Annotated in this window: 19 protein-coding genes and 1 pseudogene; 15 read left to right on the top strand and 5 right to left on the bottom strand. The window is 70.8% G+C overall.

Annotated features, from left to right (window positions below):
* Positions 1–9 precede the first annotated feature (9 nt).
* Positions 10–1,749 carry a phospholipid carrier-dependent glycosyltransferase gene (locus tag ABZT17_RS03725; RefSeq protein WP_356343246.1) on the bottom strand — a complete coding sequence of 580 codons (1,740 nt, stop codon included), beginning with the start codon at positions 1,747–1,749 and terminating at the stop codon, positions 10–12.
* Between the two features lie 96 nt (positions 1,750–1,845).
* Between ABZT17_RS03725 and rsmI the strand changes: the two genes are divergently transcribed.
* The 11 genes and pseudogenes from rsmI (at position 1,846) to ABZT17_RS03670 (ending at position 16,577) form a co-directional block, all read left to right on the top strand.
* A complete protein-coding gene (rsmI, locus tag ABZT17_RS03720) occupies positions 1,846–2,706 on the top strand; it encodes a 16S rRNA (cytidine(1402)-2'-O)-methyltransferase (RefSeq protein WP_356343244.1) in 861 nt (286 codons plus the stop codon).
* Between the two features lie 245 nt (positions 2,707–2,951).
* Positions 2,952–3,410 carry a hypothetical protein gene (locus tag ABZT17_RS03715; RefSeq protein WP_356343242.1) on the top strand — a complete coding sequence of 153 codons (459 nt, stop codon included), beginning with the start codon at positions 2,952–2,954 and terminating at the stop codon, positions 3,408–3,410.
* A 97-nt stretch (positions 3,411–3,507) separates the two neighbouring features.
* Complete coding sequence (locus tag ABZT17_RS03710) at positions 3,508–4,392, top strand: TatD family hydrolase (RefSeq protein ID WP_356343240.1); 885 nt, start codon at positions 3,508–3,510, stop codon at positions 4,390–4,392.
* Between the two features lie 119 nt (positions 4,393–4,511).
* Positions 4,512–6,044 carry a ubiquitin-like domain-containing protein gene (locus ABZT17_RS03705; RefSeq protein WP_356343238.1) on the top strand — a complete coding sequence of 511 codons (1,533 nt, stop codon included), beginning with the start codon at positions 4,512–4,514 and terminating at the stop codon, positions 6,042–6,044.
* A 112-nt stretch (positions 6,045–6,156) separates the two neighbouring features.
* A pseudogene (gene rsmA / locus ABZT17_RS03700) lies at positions 6,157–7,014 on the top strand (16S rRNA (adenine(1518)-N(6)/adenine(1519)-N(6))-dimethyltransferase RsmA); the annotation flags it as partial.
* 482 nt (positions 7,015–7,496) lie between these two features.
* Positions 7,497–8,396: a 4-(cytidine 5'-diphospho)-2-C-methyl-D-erythritol kinase gene (locus tag ABZT17_RS03695; RefSeq protein WP_356343236.1), complete on the top strand. Its 900-nt coding sequence runs from the start codon at positions 7,497–7,499 to the stop codon at positions 8,394–8,396.
* A gap of 182 nt (positions 8,397–8,578) precedes the next feature.
* Positions 8,579–9,757 carry a peptidoglycan recognition family protein gene (locus ABZT17_RS03690; protein ID WP_356343234.1) on the top strand — a complete coding sequence of 393 codons (1,179 nt, stop codon included), beginning with the start codon at positions 8,579–8,581 and terminating at the stop codon, positions 9,755–9,757.
* Between the two features lie 105 nt (positions 9,758–9,862).
* A complete protein-coding gene (locus tag ABZT17_RS03685; protein ID WP_356343232.1) occupies positions 9,863–11,683 on the top strand; it encodes an ABC-F family ATP-binding cassette domain-containing protein in 1,821 nt (606 codons plus the stop codon).
* 201 nt (positions 11,684–11,884) lie between these two features.
* Positions 11,885–13,696 carry a PQQ-binding-like beta-propeller repeat protein gene (locus tag ABZT17_RS03680; protein ID WP_356343230.1) on the top strand — a complete coding sequence of 604 codons (1,812 nt, stop codon included), beginning with the start codon at positions 11,885–11,887 and terminating at the stop codon, positions 13,694–13,696.
* Between the two features lie 97 nt (positions 13,697–13,793).
* A complete protein-coding gene (locus tag ABZT17_RS03675; RefSeq protein ID WP_356343227.1) occupies positions 13,794–15,614 on the top strand; it encodes a PQQ-binding-like beta-propeller repeat protein in 1,821 nt (606 codons plus the stop codon).
* A 255-nt stretch (positions 15,615–15,869) separates the two neighbouring features.
* The gene (locus ABZT17_RS03670; protein WP_356343225.1) at positions 15,870–16,577 is read left to right on the top strand and encodes a response regulator transcription factor; all 708 of its coding nucleotides are present in this window, start codon (positions 15,870–15,872) and stop codon (positions 16,575–16,577) included.
* Between the two features lie 57 nt (positions 16,578–16,634).
* Here the strand turns inward: ABZT17_RS03670 and ABZT17_RS03665 are convergent, their stop codons facing one another.
* Complete coding sequence (locus ABZT17_RS03665) at positions 16,635–16,967, bottom strand: hypothetical protein (protein ID WP_356343223.1); 333 nt, start codon at positions 16,965–16,967, stop codon at positions 16,635–16,637.
* Between the two features lie 21 nt (positions 16,968–16,988).
* A complete protein-coding gene (locus ABZT17_RS03660) occupies positions 16,989–18,668 on the bottom strand; it encodes a sodium:solute symporter family protein (protein ID WP_356343221.1) in 1,680 nt (559 codons plus the stop codon).
* Positions 18,669–18,815: 147 nt separating this feature from the next.
* Between ABZT17_RS03660 and galT the strand changes: the two genes are divergently transcribed.
* Genes galT through galK form a run of 3 tightly spaced genes read left to right on the top strand, consistent with a single transcriptional unit; the run spans position 18,816 to position 21,996 of the window.
* The gene (galT, locus tag ABZT17_RS03655) at positions 18,816–19,874 is read left to right on the top strand and encodes a galactose-1-phosphate uridylyltransferase (protein ID WP_356343219.1); all 1,059 of its coding nucleotides are present in this window, start codon (positions 18,816–18,818) and stop codon (positions 19,872–19,874) included.
* The gene (galE, locus tag ABZT17_RS03650) at positions 19,874–20,842 is read left to right on the top strand and encodes a UDP-glucose 4-epimerase GalE (protein WP_356343217.1); all 969 of its coding nucleotides are present in this window, start codon (positions 19,874–19,876) and stop codon (positions 20,840–20,842) included. The genes galT and galE overlap by 1 nt, the downstream gene beginning before the upstream one ends.
* Positions 20,842–21,996 (top strand): galactokinase, encoded by a 1,155-nt coding sequence (galK, locus tag ABZT17_RS03645; RefSeq protein ID WP_356343215.1) that lies wholly within the window; start codon positions 20,842–20,844, stop codon positions 21,994–21,996. Before galE ends, galK begins: the two co-directional genes overlap by 1 nt.
* A gap of 82 nt (positions 21,997–22,078) precedes the next feature.
* Here galK and ABZT17_RS03640 read toward each other — a convergent pair whose 3' ends face one another.
* Positions 22,079–22,534 (bottom strand): GNAT family N-acetyltransferase, encoded by a 456-nt coding sequence (locus ABZT17_RS03640; RefSeq protein ID WP_356343381.1) that lies wholly within the window; start codon positions 22,532–22,534, stop codon positions 22,079–22,081.
* Positions 22,535–22,789: 255 nt separating this feature from the next.
* On the opposite strand from ABZT17_RS03640, the gene ABZT17_RS03635 reads away from it, so the two are divergent.
* Positions 22,790–23,557, top strand: coding sequence for a response regulator transcription factor (locus ABZT17_RS03635; protein WP_356343214.1), 768 nt, complete (start codon positions 22,790–22,792; stop codon positions 23,555–23,557).
* Here ABZT17_RS03635 and tamR read toward each other — a convergent pair.
* Complete coding sequence (tamR, locus tag ABZT17_RS03630) at positions 23,516–24,013, bottom strand: MarR family transcriptional regulator TamR (protein WP_327717576.1); 498 nt, start codon at positions 24,011–24,013, stop codon at positions 23,516–23,518. The two genes, ABZT17_RS03635 and tamR, sit on opposite strands and share 42 nt — an antisense overlap.
* Between the last annotated feature and the right edge of the window lie 23 nt (positions 24,014–24,036).

Here is a 24,036-nt window from a genome sequence, read left to right as displayed (position 1 = left end):
GAAGGTCCGTTATACCCAGGTATCGATCCACATACGTGAACGCCAGTCGTCGATCGGGATCGCGGTACCGGTGTACAGCGGCCAGAAGTAGATGAAGTTCCAGGCGATCAGCAGCACCAGGACACCCGCCCCGGTCGCCCCGGCCACCCGCCGTGTGTCGCTGGATCCGGGCGGCCCGATGATCGCGCCCAGGAGCATCGCGACCGCAAGGCACAGGAACGGCACGAAGACGACGGCGTAGAAGAAGAAGATCGTCCGCTCCTGGTACAGGAACCAGGGCAGATAACCGGCCGCGATGCCGCAGGCGATGGCGCCGGCCCGCCAGTCGCGGCGCATCAGCCAGCGCCACAGGATGTAGACGATCGCGAAGCAGGCCACCCACCACAGCAGCGGAGTGCCGATCGCCAGGACCTCACGGGCGCACTTCTGGCCGGCGTCGGCGGGACAGCCGGCCGAGCCGGGCGAGGGGGACTCGTAGAAGAACGAGACCGGACGGCCGTCGACGAGCCAGCTCCAGGGGTTGGACATGTACGTGTGCGGCGAGTGCAGGTTGACGTGGAACTCGTAGACCTCGTGCTCGTAGTGCCACAGGCTGCGCAGCCAGTCGGGCAGGAAGGTCCAGTGGCCGCCCTTGCCGTCGGTGGCGGCCCAGTTGCGGAAGTAGCCGCCGGAGCCGTTGGTGGGGGAGAGGATCCAGCCGGTCCAGGAGACGAGGTAGACGCCGACGGCGACCCAGCACATCACCGCCCATGAGACGACCGACTCGACCAGGAACACGGTCGAGAGCCGGTGGCGGGCACCCGCCACCTTGCGAGCGCCGACATCCCACAGCACGGTCATCACGATGAAGCAGGCAAGGATGTACAGCGCGTTCCACTTCGTGCCGATCGCGAGCCCCAGCAGAACGGCCGCCGCCCAGCGCCAGGGCCGCAGACCCAGCCACGTGGTCGCGGCGACGTGCGCGTCGGGCCGGACCCGGCCGTCCGTGTCGACCGGGAGCGCCGCCGCCAGTCTCTCGCGGGCCCTGTCCCGGTCGATCACCAGACAGCCGAACGCGGCCAGCACGAAGAACATCAGCACGCCGTCGAGCAGCGAGGTGCGGCTCATCACGTAGTGCAGCCCGTCCACGGCCATCAGCGCGCCCGCGAGACAGCCCAGGAAGGTCGAGCGGAAGATACGGCGGCCGATCCGGCACAGCATCAGCACCGACAGCGTGCCGAGCAGCGCCGTCATGAACCGCCAGCCGAACGGGTTGAACCCGAACATCAGCTCGCCCAGCCCGATCACGTACTTGCCGACCGGCGGATGCACGACATAGGCCGCGTCCGCCGGGAGGGTGACGTGTCCGTGGGAGTGGATGATCAGGTCGTTGACGTTCTTGTCCCAGTTGACCTCGAAGCCGCGGTGGACGAGCGCCCAGGAGTCCTTCGCGTAGTACGTCTCGTCGAATATCACCGCGTTCGGGCTGCCGAGGTGCCAGAACCGCATCACGCCCGCCATCAGCGTCACCAGCAGCGGCCCGCCCCAGCCCGACCACCGCGCGATCCGCTCGGCGAGCGTCCCGGGCACGCCCAGGATCTGCCACATCCGAGGACTCGGCCGGACATACGGCGGCACCAGGCGCTCGCGGACGTCGCTTCTGGGCTCGGCCGTGTATCCGAAACGGCGCAGCCGCTGCTGCCACGACGGCCGCTGGTCTTCGGGTGCCTGGCCTTGCCGGGTGTCCGGGGAGGACGCGGTACTGGTCACCGCGCCATCGTAGGGAACCGTTCTGTGTGAGTCCCGTGCATGGAAGGTAAGGGCTCGAATGCGTTCGGTCGCGTCACGCCCTGGGAGGATGGGGGCGTGACTGGAACCCTTGTCCTGGCAGGTACCCCCATCGGTGACATCGCGGACGCGCCGCCCCGGCTCGCCGAGGAACTCGCGGGGGCGGACGTCGTCGCCGCCGAGGACACGCGCCGGCTGCGGCGGCTCACACAGGCGCTGGGCGTCACGCCCAAGGGGCGCGTGGTGTCGTACTTCGAGGGCAACGAGAGCGCTCGTACGCCCGAACTGGTCGAGGAACTCGTGAACGGCGCGCGTGTCCTGCTCGTCACCGACGCCGGCATGCCGTCCGTGTCCGACCCCGGCTACCGGCTGGTCGCGGCCGCGGTGGAGAAGGACATCCGGGTCACGGCCGTCCCCGGCCCGTCCGCCGTGCTCACCGCGCTCGCCCTGTCCGGGCTGCCCGTGGACCGCTTCTGCTTCGAGGGCTTCCTGCCGAGGAAGGCGGGCGAGCGGCTGACGCGCCTGCGCGAGGTCGCCGAGGAACGGCGCACGCTCGTCTACTTCGAGGCCCCGCACCGGCTCGACGACACCCTCGCCGCGATGGCCGAGGTGTTCGGCGCCGAGCGGCGGGCGGCCGTCTGCAGGGAGCTGACCAAGACGTACGAGGAGGTCAAGCGCGGTCCGCTCGCCGAGCTGGCCGCGTGGGCCGCCGAAGGCGTGCGCGGTGAGATCACCGTCGTAGTCGAGGGGGCGCCCGAGAAGGGGCCCGGGGAACTGGACGCCGACGAGCTGGTACGGCGGGTCCGTGTGCGTGAGGAGGCGGGGGAGCGGCGCAAGGAGGCCATCGCGGCCGTCGCCGCCGAGGCCAAACTGCCCAAACGGGAGGTCTTCGACGCGGTTGTGGCCGCGAAGAACGCCGCTTCCACGGGCGGTTCGTGAGGCTTTCGTGAACTGCGCCACACCCCCTCTGAGCAGGGCGCATCTCTGCTGAGCGCGCGCCCCACGGGACGGCAAAGGGCGGTCGTGAAAAGCAAAGTCCTGACGCTGTCCCCAGGGTGTTATGGCAAGGAAAGTCCAAATCGGATCCAACAGTCGACAGCCCTGATGCGCTCGCGGCTCCCGAAGCGTCTTACTGGACGAAGGGACGCATCGGTCCCTTTGTCCAGCAGCTAAGAGGAGCTGGCATGAGCGAGATCGCAGGGCAGACCGGCCTCCGGGGCGGCGCGACCGCAGTCGTGCACGAGTCGTATTCCTTCGCCTGCATGCGCTGCGGCAGCGGCTGGGAGCAGTCGTACGAGATAGAGCACCACAGGGACGCCGAGGGCCACGAGTTCGTGATGTACGTCGCGGGCGGCCAGGTGGTCCCGTCCCCGCTGTCCAAGCCCACGTGCCAGAACTGCGACAGCCATGTCGTACGGATCATGCGGCCGGGGCAGGTCTCCTCGGCACGCGACGCGGCGCACCGGCACCAGACCCAGCGGCACGTCCCGCAGGCGGGGCCCGTGGGGGCGCCCGAGTCGGCCGCGGAGGGTTCGGGGGGCGCGGGCGGCGCGGAGGACGGCGCGAGCGGCGCGGAGGTCAAGGAACCTCACCACTGGCACCTCTCCGATCTGCTGCACGCCTTCCAGCGCAAGGCGAGCTGACCGCTCCGCCGGCTCTACCGCTCCACGGGCTCAACGGCTCCGCGAGTTCGACCGCTCCGCGAGCCGGGAGGCCATGCCCCTTTCGTAGGATCGGGGCATGGCCTCCCCCAACTCCAGTGACAAGAACGCGGCGCCGCCGCTCCCGGAACCCCTCCGGGTGCCCGTCGCGGACTCCCACACCCACCTCGACATGCAGTCCGGCACGGTGGAGGAGGCGCTCGCCAAGGCCGCGTCGGTGGGCGTGGCGACCGTCGTCCAGGTCGGCTGCGACATACGTGGCTCCCAGTGGGCCGCCGAGACCGCCGCAGCCTTCGAGAGCGTCCACGCGACCGTCGCCCTTCACCCGAACGAGGCCCCCCGCATCGTCCACGGAGACCCCGACGGCTGGTCCCGCCAGGGCGCGCGGCAACCAGGGGGCGCGGGGGCGCTCGACGAGGCGCTCGCCGAGATCGACCGCCTGGCCGCACTCGAGCACGTCAAGGGCGTCGGCGAGACCGGCCTCGACTACTTCCGCACCGGCCCGGAGGGCAAGGAGGCGCAGGAGCGCTCCTTCCGCGCCCACATCGAGATGGCCAAGCGCCACGGCAAGGCCCTCGTCATCCACGACCGAGAGGCGCACGCGGACGTACTGCGCGTCCTCAAGGAAGAGGGTGCCCCCGAGCGCACCGTCTTCCACTGCTACTCCGGCGACGCCGACATGGCCGAGATCTGCGCCCGCGCCGGGTACTTCATGTCCTTCGCCGGCAACGTCACCTTCAAGAACGCCCAGAACCTGCGGGACGCCGTCGCCGTGGCCCCCCTGGAGCTGCTCCTGGTGGAGACCGACGCGCCCTTCCTGACGCCCGCGCCGTACCGCGGACGGCCCAACGCCCCGTATCTCGTTCCGGTCACGGTGCGCGCCATGGCCGCCGTCCGGGGCATCGACGAGGACGCGCTGGCGACGGCACTCGCCTCGAACACGGCCCGCGCCTTCGGTTACTGACCCATAACGTACGACTGTGCGTAGCCGCGTCGCTTTGGAGAGTGACGAACGCCTCCGCTAGGTTCTGTGGGCCCGATCCGGACCCCTCTGGACCCCAACGGCCCCTGGAGCGTGTCGGCGTGAGCAACTCGCAGTACGAGACGTACGAGAGCTACGAGACGTACGAGGAATACGGCCGCCCCGCGGTGAGAAGCGCGGGGGTGGCCGAAGCGGCGGTGCCGGCGGCGGCACCGCAGGAGGCGCTGGCAGCGCAGGCACCGGTGGGACAGCGGCCGTCGGTGTACGACGGTTTCGATGTGCACAGCGCGCAGACGGTGGCGTTCGGGATGCCGGGGGCGTACGAGGACACGTACGCGCCGGCGTATGAGGCGCTGGGTGGGCATGCTGCGCGGGGAGTTTACGAGGCGGGTGGTGTTCGCGAGGCGCGCGAGACGCCCGAGGGGGCGCTGCCGCGCCAGGTGGGGCGTGCGGTGAGTGGTGGGGCGCTCGATGAGGATGCGCGCGCCGGGGTGAGTGGGCGGGGTGCGCGCCGACGCAAGGTGCGGAGCGCCGAGCGTGCGGACAGCTGCGTGCGCCGCCTGCTGCCGCAGGCGCTGGTGGTCGCGTTCCTGGCCGGCGGCACCACCGCTTTCGTGGCCAAGGACAAGGCGATCGAGCTGACGGTCGACGGCAAGCCACGCACCCTGCACACCTTCGCGGACGACGTGGACGAGCTGCTCGCGCAGGAGGGCGTGGACGTGGGGGCGCACGACGTGGTGGCGCCCGCCCCCGGTTCCGCGCTCGCGAGCGGTGACGAGGTGGCGGTGCACTACGGGCGTCCCGTGCGGCTCACGCTCGACGGTCACCGGCGTGAGGTGTGGACGACGGCGCACACGGTGCAGGAGGCGCTCGACCAGCTGGGGGTGCGTGCGGAGGGGGCGTACATGTCCGTGTCGCGCTCCCAGGCGATCGGACGCGCCGGGCTCTCGCTGGATGTGCGCACGGAGCGCTCGGTGACGGTCGTGGCCGACGGGCGTGCGCGGACCGTGCGGACGAACGCGGCGACCGTGCGGGACGTGGTCGAGGAGGCGGGCGTCACCCTGCAGGGGGAGGACATGACGTCCGTACCGGGAGACAGCTTCCCGCGGGACGGGCAGGCGGTGACGGTGCTGCGGGTGACCGGTACGGAGGAGATCCGCGAGGAGCCCATCCCGTTCGAGACGGAGCGGACGGACGACCCCACCCTGTTCAAGGGGACGGAGGTCGTCGAGCAGGCGGGGCAGGTCGGGCTCAGACGGGACACGTACGCCCTGCGAACCGTCAACGGCGTCAAGCAGAAACCGCGCAGGACCGGCTCCGAGGTGGTGCGCAAGCCGCGGAAGCAGATCGTGAAGGTGGGGACGAAGCCGATGCCGACATCCGTGCGGGGCGCGGACGGGCTGAACTGGCACGGGCTCGCGGCGTGCGAGTCGGGCGGGCGGCCGAACGCGGTCGACCCCTCGGGGACGTACGGGGGGCTGTACCAGTTCGACACCCGGACCTGGCACAGCCTCGGGGGCAGCGGGCGTCCGCAGGACGCGACGGCGGAGGAACAGACGTTCCGCGCGAAGAAGCTCTACGTACGGCGAGGGTCGAATCCCTGGCCGCACTGTGGGAGGCGGTTGCAGGGGTGAGGGGTGAGGGGTGCGGGGTGGCGGGTGGCGGCTCCGGTGGGCCCCCTGGCCCGGGCGCGTACCGCGGCTCCGCGCAGCATGACCGGCCAGTCATGCCCCGTACCCTTGTCCCGTGAGCAGCAACCCCGCACCAGACGCCCTTCTCGGGCCCGCCGACGTCCGTGAGCTCGCGGCCGCGCTCGGTGTGCGTCCCACCAAGCAGCGCGGTCAGAACTTCGTGATCGACGCGAACACGGTCCGCCGTATCGTCCGTACCGCCGGGGTGCGGCCGGAGGATGTGGTGGTGGAGGTCGGCCCGGGGCTCGGTTCGCTCACGCTGGCGCTGCTGGAGGCCGCCGAGCGGGTCACCGCGGTCGAGATCGACGACGTGCTGGCCGGCGCGCTGCCCGCGACGATCGCGGCGCGCATGCCGGAGCGCGCCGAGCGTTTCGCGCTGGTCCACTCCGACGCGATGCACGTGACCGAGCTGCCGGGCCCGCCGCCGACCGCGCTGGTGGCGAACCTGCCGTACAACGTCGCCGTTCCCGTCCTCCTCCACATGCTCGACACCTTCCCGAGCATCGAGCGCACCCTCGTCATGGTCCAGTCGGAGGTCGCCGACCGGCTGGCCGCGGCGCCCGGCTCGAAGGTGTACGGCGTCCCGTCCGTGAAGGCGAACTGGTACGCCGAGGTCAAGCGGGCCGGTGCGATCGGGCGGAACGTCTTCTGGCCCGCGCCGAACGTCGACAGCGGCCTCGTCGCTCTGGTGCGCAGGGCTGAGCCGATCAAGACCACCGCTTCGAAGAGCGAGGTGTTCGCCGTGGTCGACGCCGCCTTCGCGCAGCGCCGCAAGACGCTGCGCGCGGCCCTCGCCGGCTGGGCGCGTTCGGCCGCGGCGGCGGAGACGGCGCTGGTCGCCGCGGGGGTCTCGCCGCAGGCTCGGGGAGAGTCGCTCACGGTGGAGGAGTTCGCGCGGATCGCGGAGAACAGGGGCCCGGCGGGGGGCGCGGAGATTGGTGCGCGCGCCGGGCGTGAAACGAATGCGGGAGGCGCGCGGACTTCTGCACGCGCCGGGCGTGCGGACAATGCCGAGGGCGCCCGCACTGCCGAACGCGCCGGTCGTGCCGACGGCAAGCGGGGCGCGCAGGATTCCGCCCACGCCGAGCGCGCCGAGCCGGCTGAGCGCCCCGCGCAGTCCCAGCACGCCGAGCGCGTCCCCCACACCGAGCGCCCCGCGCCCGCCGACAGCGCCCCCGGCACCGCGTCCGCCGACAGCGCCCCTCACGCCGAGCGCGCCCCTCACGCCGAGCGCGCCCCCCACGCCGCGCACACCGACCCCGGTTCCGACGCCGAGCGCGCCGACAGCTCCTCTCAAGCCGGGCGCCCCGCTGACACCCTGCACGCCCCTCACGCCCTCCAAGCCCCCCACACCCCCCACACCCCCCCCGCCGACAACAAGGAGCCCGGTCCCCAGTGAGTGTCACCGTCCGCGTCCCCGCCAAGGTCAATGTGCAGCTCGCGGTGGGCGCCGCTCGGGCCGACGGGTTTCATGACCTGGCCAATGTGTTTCTCGCGGTGGGGCTGTACGACCACGTGACCGTGACACCGGCCGACGAGCTGCGGGTCACCTGTGAGGGGCCCGATGCGGATCAGGTGCCTCTGGACCGTACGAATCTGGCGGCGCGAGCCGCGATCGCGCTGGCCGGGCGGCGCGGTGTCGAGCCCGCCGTGCACATCCACATCGCCAAGGACATCCCCGTCGCCGGCGGTATGGCGGGCGGCAGCGCGGACGGCGCGGGGGCGCTGCTGGCCTGTGACGCACTGTGGGGGGCAGGTGCCTCGCGGGCCGAACTGCTCGCGATCTGCGCGGAGTTGGGCAGCGACGTGCCGTTCAGTCTGGTCGGTGGGGCGGCGCTCGGCACCGGGCGAGGCGAGCAGTTGCGCACGCTCGAGGTGGGCGGCACGTTCCACTGGGTGTTCGCGATGGCCGAGCGGGGGCTGTCGACGCCGGCGGTGTTCCGGGAGTTCGACCGGCTCGCGGAGGGGCGCGACGTCCCCGAGCCCGTCGCCTCGCAGCCGCTCCTGGACGCCCTCGCGAAGGGTGACCCGGACGCGCTCGCCGCCGCCGTCTCCAACGACCTTCAGCCCGCCGCCCTTTCGCTCTTCCCGGAACTCGCGGACACCCTGGAGGCGGGCCGCGCCGCGGGCGCCCTCGCGGCGCTGGTCTCCGGTTCGGGCCCGACCACGGCGTTCCTCGTACGGGACGCGGAGTCGGCGCTCAAGGTGGCGGAGGCGCTGGGGAGTTCAGGTACGTGCCGTTCGGTGCGGACGACTTCGGGGCCCGCGCCGGGAGCGACCGTGCTCGGCGGCTGACGACTTCGCGCGGTTTCGCCAGGCGGTCAACTCGTGGACGTCTCTTGGGATCTTCGCCCGATCTCCACACGGATGTACTGCGACGGCGGTACTGGTGGTGCGGGTGGGGCGGATAGGGTCCATTGATACTTCAAGCGCTTGCTGCCCTGCGTACGACTCTGCACAGCCGAAGGATCACCCCCGTGTCCCAGCCCCCCACCCCCACATCGACACCCACACCCAGCTCCGGCTCCAGCCCCGTGCCCGGCCCCATACCCGCCCCCACGTCCGACCACCGTCGTAAGCGGTCTCTGTCCCGTCGTGGTGCGATCGGCGCCGGTGTGGCCGTGGCCGGTGCCGCCGCCCTGACCCCGGCGGTCTTCGCGGCGACCGACTCCGGCTCCGGCTCCGGCTCCGGTGGCAACGGCAGCGGCGGCTCCGCTACGACGCGGGAGCAGTTCCCGGCGACCCGCTCGGCCGCAGCCACCGGCACCGGTACCGCCACGACCTCCTTCGCCGCCTCCTATGTCGCCCTGCGCTGGAGCGGCGCCCAGCACGGCGCCGCGATCCGCTTCCCCGGCGACTCCGCGTTCCAGCAGCTGAGCGGCGGCTGCGCGACCGTCGACGGCGGCGGTACGGCCCTGGTGGCGGCCGGCAACGCCAAGACGTACGAGGTGACGGCGGACAGCGGCACGACGGAGGTGCGTTCGCTCGCGATCGACCCCGCCCGTGGACCGGCCCGCACCTTCCAGGTGCCGTCGGAGCCGACACGCGTGCGTGGCGTGCGCTATCTGTCGCGGCCCGCCTGGGGCGCCGACGAGTCGAAGCGGTACAAGAACGGGCAGGTCAACTCGCCCGAGAAGTACTACGCGTTGCAGACGATCACCGTGCACCACACGGACACCCCGAACAACGATCCGGACCCGGCGGCGACCGTACGAGGGATCTACGAGTACCACGCGGTCACCCTGGACTGGGGCGACATCGGCTACCACTTCCTGATCGACGAGGCAGGCACCGTCTACGAGGGCCGCTACTCCGGCGACGACCCGATCCCCGCCTTCGACACCGACGGCGACCTGGTCACCGCCTTCCACACCGCCGGCTTCAACTCCGGCAACCTCGGCATCGCGCTCATCGGCACCCTCGTCGACCAGGGCCCGACCGACGCGGCCAAGGCCTCGCTGATCCGCCTGATCAAGGTGATCTCCCGCTTCAAGGGCCTCGACCCGACGGGCAGGACGACCTTCGTGAACCCGGTCAACGGCGTCACCAAGGACGTGAACACGGTCAGCGGCCACCGCGACTGGCTGCAGACCGACTGCCCCGGCCGGACGATGTACGACCTGCTCGGCGAGGTCCGCACGGCCGCCGCTCGCTGACCTGCGAGTTCGTGAGTTGTCCACAGGTCGGCCCGCTCGGGGACAGGTCACCGACCGGCGCGCACTACGCTGGGAGGCTGATCGATCCCCCGGGGCAGGAGAGTAATGGCCGTCAATCTGGTCAATGTCGAGAACGTCAGCAAGGTGTACGGCACTCGTGCCCTTCTCGACGGCGTCTCCCTCGGCGTCTCGGAGGGCGACCGGATCGGGGTCGTGGGGCGCAACGGCGACGGCAAGACCACCCTCATCCGGATGCTGGCCAAGCTGGAGGGCGCCGACACCGGGCGGGTCACGCACTCCGGCGGGCTGCGCCTGGGCGTGCTCACCCAGCACGACTCCCTGGACCCGGCGGCCACCGTGCGGCACGAGGTCATCCGGGACATGGCCGACCACGAGTGGGCGGGCAACGCCAAGATCCGGGACGTGCTGACCGGGCTGTTCGGCGGGCTGGACCTCCCGGGCTTCCCGCAGGGCCTGGACACGGTCATCGCGCCCCTCTCCGGCGGCGAGCGGCGCCGTATCGCGCTCGCCAAGCTGCTCATCGAGGAACAGGACCTGATCGTCCTCGACGAGCCGACCAACCACCTCGACGTCGAGGGCATCTCCTGGCTCGCCCGCCATCTGCGCGAGCGCCGCTCCGCGCTCGTCTGCGTCACGCACGACCGCTGGTTCCTGGACCAGGTGTGCACGCGCATGTGGGACGTGCAGAAGGGCGACGTCCACGAGTACGAGGGCGGCTACTCGGACTACGTCTTCGCGCGTGCCGAGCGTGAGCGGATCGCGGCGACCGAGGAGGTCAAGCGGCAGAACCTGGTCCGCAAGGAGCTGGCCTGGCTGCGACGTGGCGCACCCGCGCGTACGTCCAAGCCGCGCTTCCGGGTCGAGGCCGCCAACGAGCTCATCAAGGACGTGCCGCCGCCCCGGGACAGCTCCGAGCTGATGAAGTTCGCCTCCTCGCGGCTCGGCAAGACGGTCTTCGACCTGGAGGACGTGACCGTCCAGGCCGGCCCCAAGGTGCTGCTCAAGCACGTCACCTGGCAGCTCGGCCCCGGCGACCGCATCGGCCTGGTCGGTGTGAACGGCGCAGGCAAGACGTCCCTGCTGCGGGCGATGACGGAGGCGTCCCGCACGGAGGGCGAGACACAGCCCGTCGGCGGGCGGGTCACCGTCGGCAAGACGGTCAAGCTGGCCTACCTCTCCCAGGAGGTGGCCGAGCTGAACCCGAACCTGCGTGTGCTGGAAGCGGTGCAGCAGGTCCGTGAGCGCGTCGACCTCGGCAAGGGGCGCGAGATGACCGCCGGGCAGCTGTGCGAGACGTTCGGCTTCAACAAGGAGAAGCAGTGGACGCCGGTCGGCGACCTGTCCGGTGGTGAGCGGCGCCGGCTCCAGCTGCTGCGCCTGCTCATGGACGAGCCGAACGTCCTCTTCCTCGACGAGCCCACCAACGACCTCGACATCGAGACCCTGACCCAGTTGGAGGACCTCCTCGACGGCTGGCCCGGTTCGATGATCGTCATCTCCCACGACCGGTTCTTCGTCGAGCGCACCACCGACCGGGTGTTCGCCCTGCTCGGTGACGCCACCCTGCGGATGCTGCCGCGCGGCATCGACGAGTACCTGGAGCGCCGGCAGCGGATGGAGGAGGCGGTGGCCGCGACCGCCGCGCCCGCCGCGGACAGGACGACGGCGGAGGACGGCGGCCCGCAGAGGAGCGCCGCCGACCAGCGCGCCGCCAAGAAGGAACTCCAGAAGATCGAGCGGCAGTTGGACAAGGTCTCCGAGCGGGAGACCAAGCTGCACGCCCAGATCGCCGAGAACGCGACCGACTTCGCGAAGGTGGCCGAACTGGACGCCGAGCTGCGGGACTTGGCCGGGCAGCGCGAGGAACTGGAGCTGCGCTGGCTGGAACTCGCCGAGGACGCGTGAAGCTCGGGTGAAGCCGCGCACGGGCGCGTAACGACGGCATCACGGGCCGGTCGTCCCTTGGGAACAGGGGGCGGTCCGGCCCGGTGCGTTGTCAGTCCCGAGTGATAGAAAGGGCCGCCTGAGAACTTCTGAGTACGACTCCGAGGCGTCACACACCTCGGGGCGTGGCTAGAAAAATGTCATCGAACGGGGGAAACGCGGATGACACAGCCACCGGACCAGCCGCCACCGGGCAGCTTCGGCCCGCCCCAGAACCCACCACCGCAGGGACCACCACCGGGAGGCTTCGGCGCCCCGCCGCCACCCCCGGGCCCGCCCCACATCCCGCCGCCCCCACAGGCCCCGCCGCAGCCCGCGTACGGCTACCCGCAGGCCCCTCCGCCGCCCCAGACGCCTCCGCAGCAGGGCGCGTACCCACAACAGCCCGGCGCCTACGCGCAGCCGAACCCCGTGCCCTACGCCCAGCCCTACTCCGGCCCCTACGGCCAACCCGCCCCGTACGGGCAGCCGCAGCAGCCGGGGCCGTATGGGCAGCAGGCCGGGTACGGCTATCCGTCGCAGCCTCAGTACCCCGGTGCGCCCGGTACCCCGCCCTCCGGATCCGGCAACCCCTTCAAGGGCAGGCCCGTTCTGGTCGTCGGCGCGGTGGTGGCCGCGCTGGCCGTCATCGGCGGCACCGTCTACGCGGTGAGCGGCCGGGGCGACGACAAGAAGCCGGTCGCCCGGCGGAGCGACGACCCCAGGCCCACCGCGTCCGGCACCACGGGCGGCTCCGGCGGCGGCTCCGACCCGGAGAACCTCAACTCGGGCCGCCGGCCGGGCGACGCGAAGGTGCTCTGGTACAAGTCGCCGCCGGACGCGCCCGGTTCCGGCGCCGACGCACCCGGTATGTGGATCACCGGCAAGACGGCCGTGAAGGCGGCGTACAAGCAGGTGTTCGCCTTCGACGTGGCCGACGGCGAGCCGGCCTGGGGCACCGTCACCTTCCCGCAGAAGATCTGCTCGGTCACCTCGCAGAAGTCGGCCGACGACAAGATCGTGGTGGCGTACGAGAGCGGCAGCAGTCAGGACGCCAAGTGCAACATGCTCCAGCAACTCGACCTGAACACCGGTGCCAAGGGCTGGAGCCTGAAGCTCGCCGACGGCGCGCTGTTCGACAACACCGTCACCGTGTCGCTGACGGTCACCGGGAAGACGGTGGTGGCGGGGCGGGCGCAGTCCGGGGTGGCGTACGACATCGACAGCGGGAAGAAGCTGTTCGAGAAGGCCAGGTACGGCAAGGCCTGCTTCCCCACGGCGTTCGCGGGCGGCGCCGAGCTGGTCTCCGTCGCGTCCTGCGAGGCCGGCGAGACGAACGAGCACGACGAGATCCAGGAGCTCGACCCGAGGACCGGCAAGGTCCGGTGGACGCAGAAGTTCGGCAAGGGCTGGAAGGTCGCGCGGACGTACTCCGTCGATCCGCTCGTCGTCTACAGCACGAACGAGGACAAGAAGGCCTGGAACATCTCCACCTTCGGCAGCAAGGGAGCCTTCCGTTCCCAGGTCGGCTTCGACGAGGACTTCGCGCCCCAGTGCGGGTGGGCAGTCCTCGACCGCGATCTGCAGGGCTGTGAGGGAGTGGCGGCCGACGCGAACACCCTGTACCTGCCGACCGAGGCCACCACCGGGCCGAACGAGATCGTCGCGATCAACCTCGCCGACGGCAAGGAGAAGTGGCGCGTCAAGTCCCCCGCGGACGAGTCGATGCTGCCGGTCAGGGTGGAGGGCGGCAAGCTCATCGCCTATGTGGAGCCGTCGTACGACGCGGGCGGCCAGGTGGTGTCGATCGCGACGGGCGGTTCGAGCCACACCCCGGCCAAGCTGCTGCAGAACCCGTCCACCACCGCGGACCTGGAGAGCGGCATGTTCTCCAAGGACTTCGACTGGGTCGGCGGACGCTTCTTCCTCTCGACCACCCGGATCAGCGGCAACGACGACTCGAAGGGAAAGCTGATGCTCGCCTTCGGCAAGTGACGCCTTCCGAGCAGCACCGTGCCTTCCCGCAAGGGCACTTCACGCCGACCCCGCCCCCACGGCCGTCCCCGCCGTCCGCTCACGAGGTACCCACGCCATGACCCAGCCCCCACCGCCCCAGCAACCCCAGCAGCCCCCGCGGCAGGGCGGCTTCGGCCCGCCCCCGGACCAACAGCCGTCCCAGCAGCCGGGATTCGGCGCCCCCCAGCAGCCCCCACAGCCGGGCTACGGCCACCCGCAAGCGCCCCAGCCCCCACAGCAGCCGGGGTACGGCGCTCCCCAGCCCCCGCAGACGCCCCCGCCCCCGCAGCAGCCGTACGGCTACCCGGCCCCGCAGTCCGCTCCCCACGGTCAGGCCGCACCCTACGGTCAGCCCGCCCCGCCCTACCCGCAGCAGCCCAACCCCTACGGTCCGCAGGCCGGTTACGGCTACCCGCAGGGGCCCGTGCCGCCCTACCCGCCCGTCGGGCAGCCAGGCGGCCCGGGCAGGAGCAAGGCGCCGGTGATCGTCGTCGCCGTGGTCGCCGCGCTCGCGCTGGTCGTCGGCGGGGTCTGGATCGCCACCTCCGGCTCGGGCGGCGACGGCAAGAAGGACGACACCGCCGGTTCCAGCGGCGGTACCGGCGGCGGTGAGGACACCGGCGGTGGGGGCGCGGACGGCAAGGGCGAGGAGAAGGTGCCCTCCGATCCCGGCGCCCGGCGGCTGTTCGCGCTGGCGTCGCCGAAGGTCGACGGGACCACCGTGGTGTCCGGGTCGTGGCTCACCGACAAGGCGTATGTGAAGAGCGGGGTCGCCGAGATCGACGGCTACGACCCCGACAACGGCACCAGGTTGTGGACGATCAAGCTGCCCGGCCCGGTCTGCGAGGCCAGCTCCCACACCACCGACGACCACCGCACGGCCGTCCTCTTCCAGCCGAGGATGCCGGCGAAGAACAGTTCGGCCGGCTGCACCCAGGTCGCGGCCATCGATCTCGCCGCGGGCAGGAAGTTGTGGACGAAGACCGTCGACTACGGCGGCCAGCCGATGAACTTCAGCAATGTGACCGTCAGCGCGAACACCGTCGCCGTCGGCGGTCTGACCGGAGGCGCGGCCTTCGACGTCGCCACCGGCAAGGCGTTGTGGGCCCCGAAGGAGGACGACAGCTGCCGGGACGCCGGGTACGGCGGCGGCGAGAAGCTGGTCGCGGTCCTCAAGTGCGGTGAGTACGGCGAGCGCCAGCTGCACATCCAGACCATCGACCCGAAGTCGGGTGAGGTGATCTCGGAGTACAAGATGGCGCAGGGCATCGAGTACGCGGCGGTCGTCTCGACGGACCCGCTGGTCGTCGCGGCGGACGCCGGTGACACCGCGGGCGACGGCAGCGAGATCTCGGACTTCTACTCGATCGACGACAGGACCGGGAAGCTGATCACCCATATCTCGGCACCGGGCAAGCAGTACGCGGCCCGCTGCGACTCCATCTCGGAGATCGAGGCCTGCTCCGGGCTCGCCGTCGGCAACGACCGGCTGTACATCCCGACCGAGGAGCACAGCGGCACCAAGGGCTACAGCCGGACCAACGAGATCGTCGCCTTCGACCTCACCACCGGCAAGCAGACCGGCCAGCGCGCCGACGCGGGCGACGGCACCACGATCACCCCGCTGCGCATGGACAAGGGCAACGTGATCGCGTACAAGAGCCCGTCGTACGACAAGGGCAGCCAGATCGTCAGCATCGACGGGGGCTCCTTCCAGCAGACCACGCTGCTGAGGAACCCGGCGACGAGCGCGCAGCGGATGGCGGAGCTCACCATGTCACCGGACATCTCCGAGTTCCTGTACGCGCGGGGCCGCCTCTACATGGCCTCGCACTACGCCGACAAGGGGCTCGGCACCGGGGAGAAGTACCTGGCGCTCGCGTTCGGCACCGGCTGACGACCGGCATCAAGGGTGAATCCCGATGGGTCAACCCTCAACGGTTGAATCACCCTTGAATGCGAGGAAAGCAAGATATTCCGTCGATCCGGGGCACTTCTCACCAGTAGGGGGAGCGTAACGTCGAACAAGCGTGTAGCTTCCGGGGGCATGAAGAGCGGGGGAGCCGGGAGGGGGCTCCTGTCCGCGCGGACCAGTGGGCATCCATAGTGGGGCATCCATGGAGATCCATTGGGGGGACTGGGGGGTTGCTCGATGGGAGTGCGGCTCATGGTGGTCGACGACCACCGACTGCTCGCGGAGGCGCTGGCCTCGGCGTTGAAGCTGCGGGGGCACCGGGTGCTGGCCGCGGCGGCGCCGGCCGCGGGTGCGGCGGAGCTGGTGATCACGCGTGCGCCGGAGGTGTGCCTGCTGGGGACGGCCACACCGGCCGAGCCGGGGATCTTCGACCCGGTGGTGCGGATCAAGCGGGAGCGTCCGCAGGTGGCGGTCCTGGTGCTGGGCCCGGTGCCCAGCCCCCGCGGCATAGCCGCCGCCTTCGCGGCGGGCGCCTCCGGCTATGTACGCCATGACGAGCGCATCGAGGGCGTGGAGCGGGCCATCATGAAGGCGCGGGCCGGGGAGGCCGCCGTCGCCCCGCAGCTCCTCCAGGGAGCCTTCAGCGAGCTCCTCAACCCCGCCGCCCAGCCCGACGACGAGGGCCAGCGGCTGCTGCAGATGCTCACCCCGCGCGAGGTCGAGGTCCTGGTCCGGGTCGCCGACGGCGAGGACACCCGGCTGATAGCGGCCGGCATGGGCATCGCCCCGTCCACCGCCCGCACCCATGTGCAGCGCGTCCTGATGAAACTGGGGGTCGGCTCCCGCCTGGAGGCGGCGGCGCTGGCGGCGCGGACGGGGCTGCTGGACCGGGCGGGGCCGGTACCGCACGCGGCGCCGCAGGAGCTGGGCCCGGAAGCGCTGTGACCCGCGCCGGGGGACGGGGCCGGAGGTGTCGTACCCCCGGCCCCGTGCCCGTCTCCGTCATTCCGCCGTCGGCTTGTCCGGGAGGTCTTCCGCGGTCACCTCGGGGACCGTGGGCGGTGTCGGCCGCAGCTTCAGCCAGACCAGGAAGAAGACACCGAGCAGCAGCATCGCGATCCCGGTCCACAGGTTGATGTTGATGCCCTGGGCCTTGTCGATGGCGGACTGGTCGTCGGTGATCCCGGCGATCGTGACGATGACGCCGTAGACGACGAACAGGCCGCCGATGATGCGCCGCAGGTCGAAGATGCGGGCCGCGGTCGCCGACTTCTCCTGGAGTTCGGTGACCTCGCGCTGGACGTCCCGCTCGGAGTACCCGTGCTGATCAGTCATGGTGAATCGATCCTCCCTCGATCAGAACGAGAACGGGATGTAGCAGGCGGCGGCCAGCACGATGGCTCCCCAGCCCAGCAGGGCCGGCCTGCGGTACCAGGCGTCGTCGCCGGCGGCCGGCGGCTCGGACATGCCGGGGGAGCGGGTGCCGTAGACCAGGCCCTCCAGCTCCTCGGCCGGCTTCGGCCGGGTGAACAGCGAGACGGCGACCATCACCACCGCGCCCGCCACGAAGCCCACGATCGCGGAGACGAAGTTGGCGCCCTGGTCGGAGGGGATGTCGATGATGCCCTGCTTGTAGATCCAGAAGTAGTTGACCATCGCCGAGACGGTGCCGGCGAGCAGCCCCCAGAAGCCGGACTTCGCGGACGCCCGCTTCCAGAACATACCGACGATGAAGACGACGAACATCGGGACGTTGAAGAAGGAGAACAGCGTCTGCAGGTAGCTCATGATGTTCGAGAAGGAGGAGGCGAGGAACGCCGTGCCCACCGACGCGCAGACGCCGATCACGGTGATCAGGCGGCCGAAGCGGACGTAGTACGCGTCCTCCCGGCCCCTGACGACGTAGCGCCCCCAGATGTCGTTGGTGAACACCGTGTTGAAGGACGACACGTTGGCCGCCATGCCCGCCATGAAGGCCGCGAGCAGGCCGGTCACGGCGATGCCCAGGACACCGTTCGGCAGCAGCTGTTCCATCAGGTACGGGATGGCGTCGTTGTACTGGTAGCCCGACTTGGTGGTGCCGAAGCCGGGGACCACGGCCGCCGCCACCAGTCCGGGGATCATCACCAGGAACACGATGAAGACCTTCGGGTACGCGGCGATCAGCGGGGTGCGCTGGGCCGCGCTGAGGTTCTTGGCCGACAGGGCGCGCTGCACCTCGGCGAAGTTGGTCGTCCAGTAGCCGAAGGAGAGCACGAAGCCCAGACCCAGGACGATGGTCAGCCAGTTGGCGCCCAGCGGGTTGCTGCTGCCGATGCCGGTGCCGCCCCACGCGGTGGTGAAGTTCGCGCCGTGGGTGTGGGTGAGCTTGTCGGTCAGGCCGCCCCAGCCGCCGACCTTCTTCAGGCCCAGCACCACGATCGGGATGAGGGCCGCGAGGATCACGAAGAACTGCAGCACCTCGTTGTAGATCGCCGACGACAGACCGCCCAGGGTGATGTACGCCAGCACGAAGGCGCCGGCGACCACGATCGCCACCCACTGCGGCCAGCCCAGCAGCGCCTCGACGACGATCGCGAGCGCGTACAGGTTCACCCCGGCGATCAGGATGGCGGCGAACGCGAACAGCGCCGAGCTCAGCAGGTGCGCCCACTTGTCGAAGCGCAGCAGCAGCATCTCGGGGACCGAGCGCACCTTGCTGCCGTAGTAGAACGGCATCATCACCAGGCCGAGGAAGACCATGGCGGGGATGGCGCCGATCCAGTACCAGTGCACGGTGTACGCGCCGTACTGTGCGCTGTTCGCGGCCATGCCGAGGATCTCGGTGGCGGCCAGGTTGGCGGAGATGAAGGCGAGGCCGGTGATCCAGGCCGGCAGTGAGCGACCGGAGAGGAAGAAGTCGAGGCTGGTCTTCACCGATCTGCGGGCGGCGAAACCGATGCCCAGGACCACGGCGAAGTAGATGCCGAGGATCGTGTAGTCGAGCCCGTTCGTGGGGAGTCGGAGCTCTGCAGCCAGACAGGTGGGGGTTTGCATGCACGTATCTATGCCCCCTACACGCGACATACGCCTGTTCACACCCTGCGACTTACCTGTCACAGGCTCCGGACCATTGACGTCACTGTTGCCTTGTGGTTTGTTATGTTTAGTTATGTTGAGGGTTGCGTAGTGAGGAGCCGTGGCGTGAAAAAGACCTCGACCTCGTTGGCCGACGGTCGCGAGCTCATCTACTACGACCTGAGGGACGACACCGTGCGCGACGCGGTGGACAAGCGGCCGCTGGAGCGGACCGTCACCACCTCGGAGGTGCGCCGCGACCCGCTGCTCGGTGACTCGATCGCCGTCGCCTCACACCGTCAGGGCCGCACCTACCACCCGCCGGCCGACGAGTGCCCCCTGTGCCCCTCCCAGGGCGACCGGCTGAGCGAGATCCCGGACTCGTCGTACGACGTCGTCGTCTTCGAGAACCGCTTCCCCTCGCTGGCCGGCGACTCGGGCCGCTGCGAGGTCGTCTGCTTCACCTCCGACCACAACTCGTCCTTCGCCGACCTCACCGAGGAGCAGGCCGGGCTGGTCCTGGAGGCGTGGACGGACCGGACCTCCGAGCTGTCCCACCTGCCCTCCGTGGAGCAGGTGTTCTGCTTCGAGAACCGCGGCGCCGAGATCGGCGTGACCCTGGGCCACCCGCACGGCCAGATCTACGCGTACCCCTTCACCACCCCGCGCACCGCCCTGATGCTGCGCCAGGTGGCCCAGCACAAGGAGATGACCGGCGGGCAGAACCTCTTCGACGCCGTCCTGGAGCGTGAGCTCGCCGACGAGCGGGTCGTCCTGGAGAGTGAACACTGGGTCGCCTTCGTGCCGTACGCGGCGCACTGGCCGTACGAGGTGCATCTCTACCCGAAGCGCCGGGTGCCCGACCTGCTCGCGCTCGGCGAGGAGGCCCGCACAGAGTTCCCCCAGGTGTATCTGGAACTCTTGAGGCGCTTCGACCGGATCTTCGGCGAGAGTGAACCGCCCACGCCCTACATCGCGGCCTGGCACCAGGCCCCGTTCGGCGCGCTGGAGGAGTTCGACGGCGTCAACCGTGACGACTTCGCGCTCCACCTCGAGCTTTTCACCATCCGCCGGACCTCCGGCAAGCTGAAGTTCCTCGCGGGTTCCGAGTCCGGCATGAGCGTGTTCATCAACGACATCCGGCCGGAGGCCGCGGCCGAGCGACTGCGAGAGGTAGCGAGTTGATGAAGTACCTGGTGACGGGTGGCGCGGGTTACGTCGGCGGTGTCGTCGCCCAGCACCTGCTGGAGGCCGGCCACGAGGTGGTCGTGCTCGACAACCTCTCGACGGGCTTCCGCGAGGGTGTCCCGGCCGGCGCCGCCTTCGTCGAGGGCGACATCCGCGACGCCGCGAAGTGGCTCGACCCCTCCTTCGAGGCCGTGCTGCACTTCGCCGCGTCCTCGCAGGTCGGCGAGTCGGTCGTCAAGCCGGAGAAGTACTGGGAGAACAACGTCGGCGGCACGATGGCGCTGCTCGGCGCGATGCGCGAGGCCGGCGTCCGCAAGCTCGTCTTCTCCTCCACGGCCGCCACGTACGGCGAGCCCAAGGAGGTCCCGATCGTCGAGACGGCCGAGACCGCTCCCACCAACCCGTACGGCGCCACCAAGCTCGCCGTGGACCACATGATCACCGGCGAGGCGGCGGCCCACGGGCTCGCCGCGGTCTCCCTGCGCTACTTCAACGTGGCCGGCGCGTACGGCGCCCAGGGCGAGCGGCACGACCCCGAGTCGCACCTCATCCCCCTGGTGCTCCAGGTGGCCCAGGGCAAGCGGGACGCCATCTCGGTCTACGGCGACGACTACCCGACCCCCGACGGCACCTGCGTCCGCGACTACATCCACGTCGCGGACCTCGCCGAGGCCCATCTGCTCGCCGTCGCGGCCGCCACCCCCGGCGAGCACCTGATCTGCAACCTCGGCAACGGCGAGGGCTTCTCGGTCCGCGAGGTCATCGAGACGGTCCGCAAGGTCACCGGACACCCGATCCCCGAGGTGGTGGCCCCGCGCCGGGGCGGCGACCCGGCGGTCCTGGTGGCGTCGGCCGCCGCGGCCCGGGAGAAGCTGGGCTGGAACCCGTCCCGCGCGGATCTCGCGGAGATCGTCGCGGACGCGTGGGAGTTCGCGCAGGCCATCGGTACGGCAAGGGAGCAGTAGTGGGTGCAGAGCAGGTGCGGGCCGGTTTCGTCGAGCTGTACGGAACCGCCCCCGACGGTGTCTGGTCGGCGCCGGGCCGCGTCAACCTCATCGGTGAGCACACCGACTACAACGACGGCTTCGTGATGCCCTTCGCGCTGCCGCACACGGCGATCGCGGCGGTCGCACGCCGCGAGGACGGCGTGCTGCGGCTGCACTCGGCGGACGTCGAGGGCGGTGTCGTGGAACTCGGGCCCGAGGATCTGGCCCCGGAGTCGGACCGCAACTGGACGGCCTACCCGGCGGGCGTGGTCTGGGCCCTGCGCGAGGCCGGCCACCCGGTCACGGGCGCTGACATCCACCTGGCCTCCACGGTCCCCTCCGGCGCGGGTCTGTCGTCGTCGGCGGCGCTGGAGGTGGTCGTCGCCCTCGCGCTCAACGACCTCTTCGAACTGGGTCTGCAGCGCTGGCAGCTGGCCCGCCTGTGCCAGCGCGCCGAGAACGTCTACGTCGGCGCCCCCACCGGCATCATGGACCAGACGGCCTCGGCCTGCTGCGAGGAGGGCCACGCCCTGTTCCTCGACACCCGGGACCTCTCCCAGAAGCAGATCCCCTTCGACCTCGCCGCCGAGGGCATGCGCCTGCTGGTGGTGGACACCCGCGTCAAGCACGCCCACAACGAGGGCGAGTACGGCAAGCGGCGCGCGGGCTGTGAGCGGGGCGCGGCGCTGCTGGGCGTGGACGCGCTGCGGGACATCGCCTACGAGGATCTCGACGGGGCGCTGGCCCGGCTCGGTGACGACGAGGAGGCGGTCCGCCTGGTCCGCCATGTCGTCACGGAGGACGAGCGGGTGGAGAAGGTGGTCGCCCTGCTGGAGTCGGGCGAGACCCGGGCGATCGGTCCGGTCCTGGTGGCGGGCCACGCCTCGCTCCGGGACGACTTCCGCATCTCCTGCCCCGAGCTGGACCTGGTGGTGGACACGGCCCTCGCCTCCGGCGCGCTCGGCGCCCGGATGACCGGCGGCGGCTTCGGCGGCTCGGCGATCGTCCTCGCGGAGGCGACCGACGTGGACACGATCACCAAGGCGGTGGAGGAGGCGTTCGCCGCCGGCGGTCATGCGGCGCCCAGGGTGTTCGAGGCGGTGCCTGCGGCCGGGGCACGGCGTCTGAGCTGAGCGTTCCGGGGGCTGCCGCCCCCGGACCCCCGCCTTCGGCCTGAACGGCCTCGTCCTCAGTCGCCGGAAGGGCTGGACGGCCTCATCCGAGCTGTTTGGTCAACGTGTATTCCGTGACCCCCGGCGGATAGTCGGGGATCACGCACACCACCTCGTAGCCCTTCTTCCGGTAGAAGTCCGGTGCCTGGAAGTCCCAGGTCTCCAGGCGCGCGGATGCGCAGCCCCGCTCGCGCCGGGCGATGCGCTCCGCCTTCGCAAGCAGTTGCGAACCCAGACCGGTGCCGCGGTGGCGTTCGTCGACCCACAGATGGCTGACGTGCAGCCAGGTCGCCCAGGTGTGGCCCACCAGTCCGCCGGCGAGTTCCCCGTCCTCCCCCAACGCCCAGACATGCAGCGGAAGTTCGCGTTCACCTGGGGTTCCGCGCAGGGCGCGCAGGACCGGCGAGGCGGCGGTGTTGGTGTCTCTGAGCCGCGTTCGGAGAAGATCGCGCCGGGCCTTGTCGACTTCTGTCTCAAGACGAAACATACGGCTCACGATAAACGCGTCGGACAGCCAGTTCTGCAAATTACCTTCCGCTCCTGGCCCCCGGCCGTACCCTGATGAACAGCACCGGTGGGGGCCGGTGCTGATCAGGGGGCGAGACAGTCGGGTACGACGCCCGAAGTGGGGGTAGCAGTTCACGCACGGCGGCGGTCGTGCGGCCATCGCGCTTCGGGCGTCGTACCCGCGCCCGTTCCGTCTCCCGACACAAAGGGGTCCCCTGCTCTTCAGGAGCTTGGGGAAGGGGGTTTCGTGGTTCGCATCCGAGTCCTGGTCGTCGACGACCACCGCATCTTCGCCGAGTCGCTCGCCGCAGCCCTGGCGGCCGAGCCCGACGTCGACGTCTCCGCCGCCGGCAGCGGTCCCGCCGCGCTGCGCAGCCTGGAGCGCGCGGCCGCCGAGGGGCGCCGCTTCGACGTGCTGCTCGTCGACGCCGACCTGGGCGGCAACCTGCCAGGAGTACGGCCCGCCGTGCCGGTGCACGACAACAACGAGGACGGTCTCGTCGACGGGATCTCGCTGGTCGCCGGGGTGCGCACCGCGCAGCCGGGCGTACGGATCGTCGTGCTCGCCGAGAAGGACGACCCGCGGCGGGCCGCGCTAGCCCTGCAGGCCGGGGCCTCCGGCTGGGTCGCCAAGGACTGCTCGCTGTCCCGGCTGCTGAACGTCATCCGGGGAGTGCTGCGGGACGAGACGCATCTGCCGCCCGCGCTGCTGACGGGGGTCCTCAGGGAGCTCACCGCCGCGCGCAAGCACCGCACCGAGAGCGAGCGGCTCGTCGAGTCCCTCACACCGAGGGAGCGGGAAGTGCTCCGGTGCATGGTCGCCGGGCTGGGCAGAAAGGCCGTCGCCGAGCGGCTGTTCCTCTCGCCCCACACCGTGCGCACCCATATGCAGAACGTCCTCGGCAAACTCGGCGTGCACTCCACCCTGGCCGCCGTGGCCCTGGCCCGCCGGGCCGGTGTCGGTCCCGTCGACCTAGCCGGGGATGTTGTCGAACGGGGCGGTCAGCTGGCGTAGCAGTCCCGCCAGTTCGCCGCGCTGGGCGCGGGAGAGTTCCGCGAGGATCGCCCGCTCCTGGTCGAGCAGCCCGGCGAGGGCCTGGTCCGCGCGGTCCTGGCCCTCGTCCGTCAGCCGCACCAGCACACCCCGCCGGTCGCTCGGGTCGGGCAACCGCTCCACCAGACCCTTCTTCGTCAGCCGGTCGATGCGGTTCGTCATCGTGCCCGAGGTGACCAGGGTCTGGGTGAGCAGCTGCCCCGGCGAGAGCTGATACGGCGTTCCCGCGCGCCGCAGCGCCGTCAGTACGTCGAACTCCCAGGGCTCCAGGCTGTGCTCGGCGAATGCCAGCCGCCGTGCCCGGTCCAGATGCCGGGCCAGTCTGCTGACCCGGCTGAGCACCTCGAGTGGTTCCACGTCGAGGTCCGGGCGCTCCCGGCGCCACGCAGCGACCAGCCGATCGACCTCGTCCTCCATGGCGATCAGTGTAGTGGTTGTGT

The sequence above is a fragment of the Streptomyces sp. NPDC005648 genome (genome assembly GCF_040605395.1).
Lineage (GTDB): Bacteria > Actinomycetota > Actinomycetes > Streptomycetales > Streptomycetaceae > Streptomyces.
The sequence above is the reverse complement of the archived record's forward strand: the minus strand, read 5'-3'. Positions and strand labels throughout refer to the sequence as shown.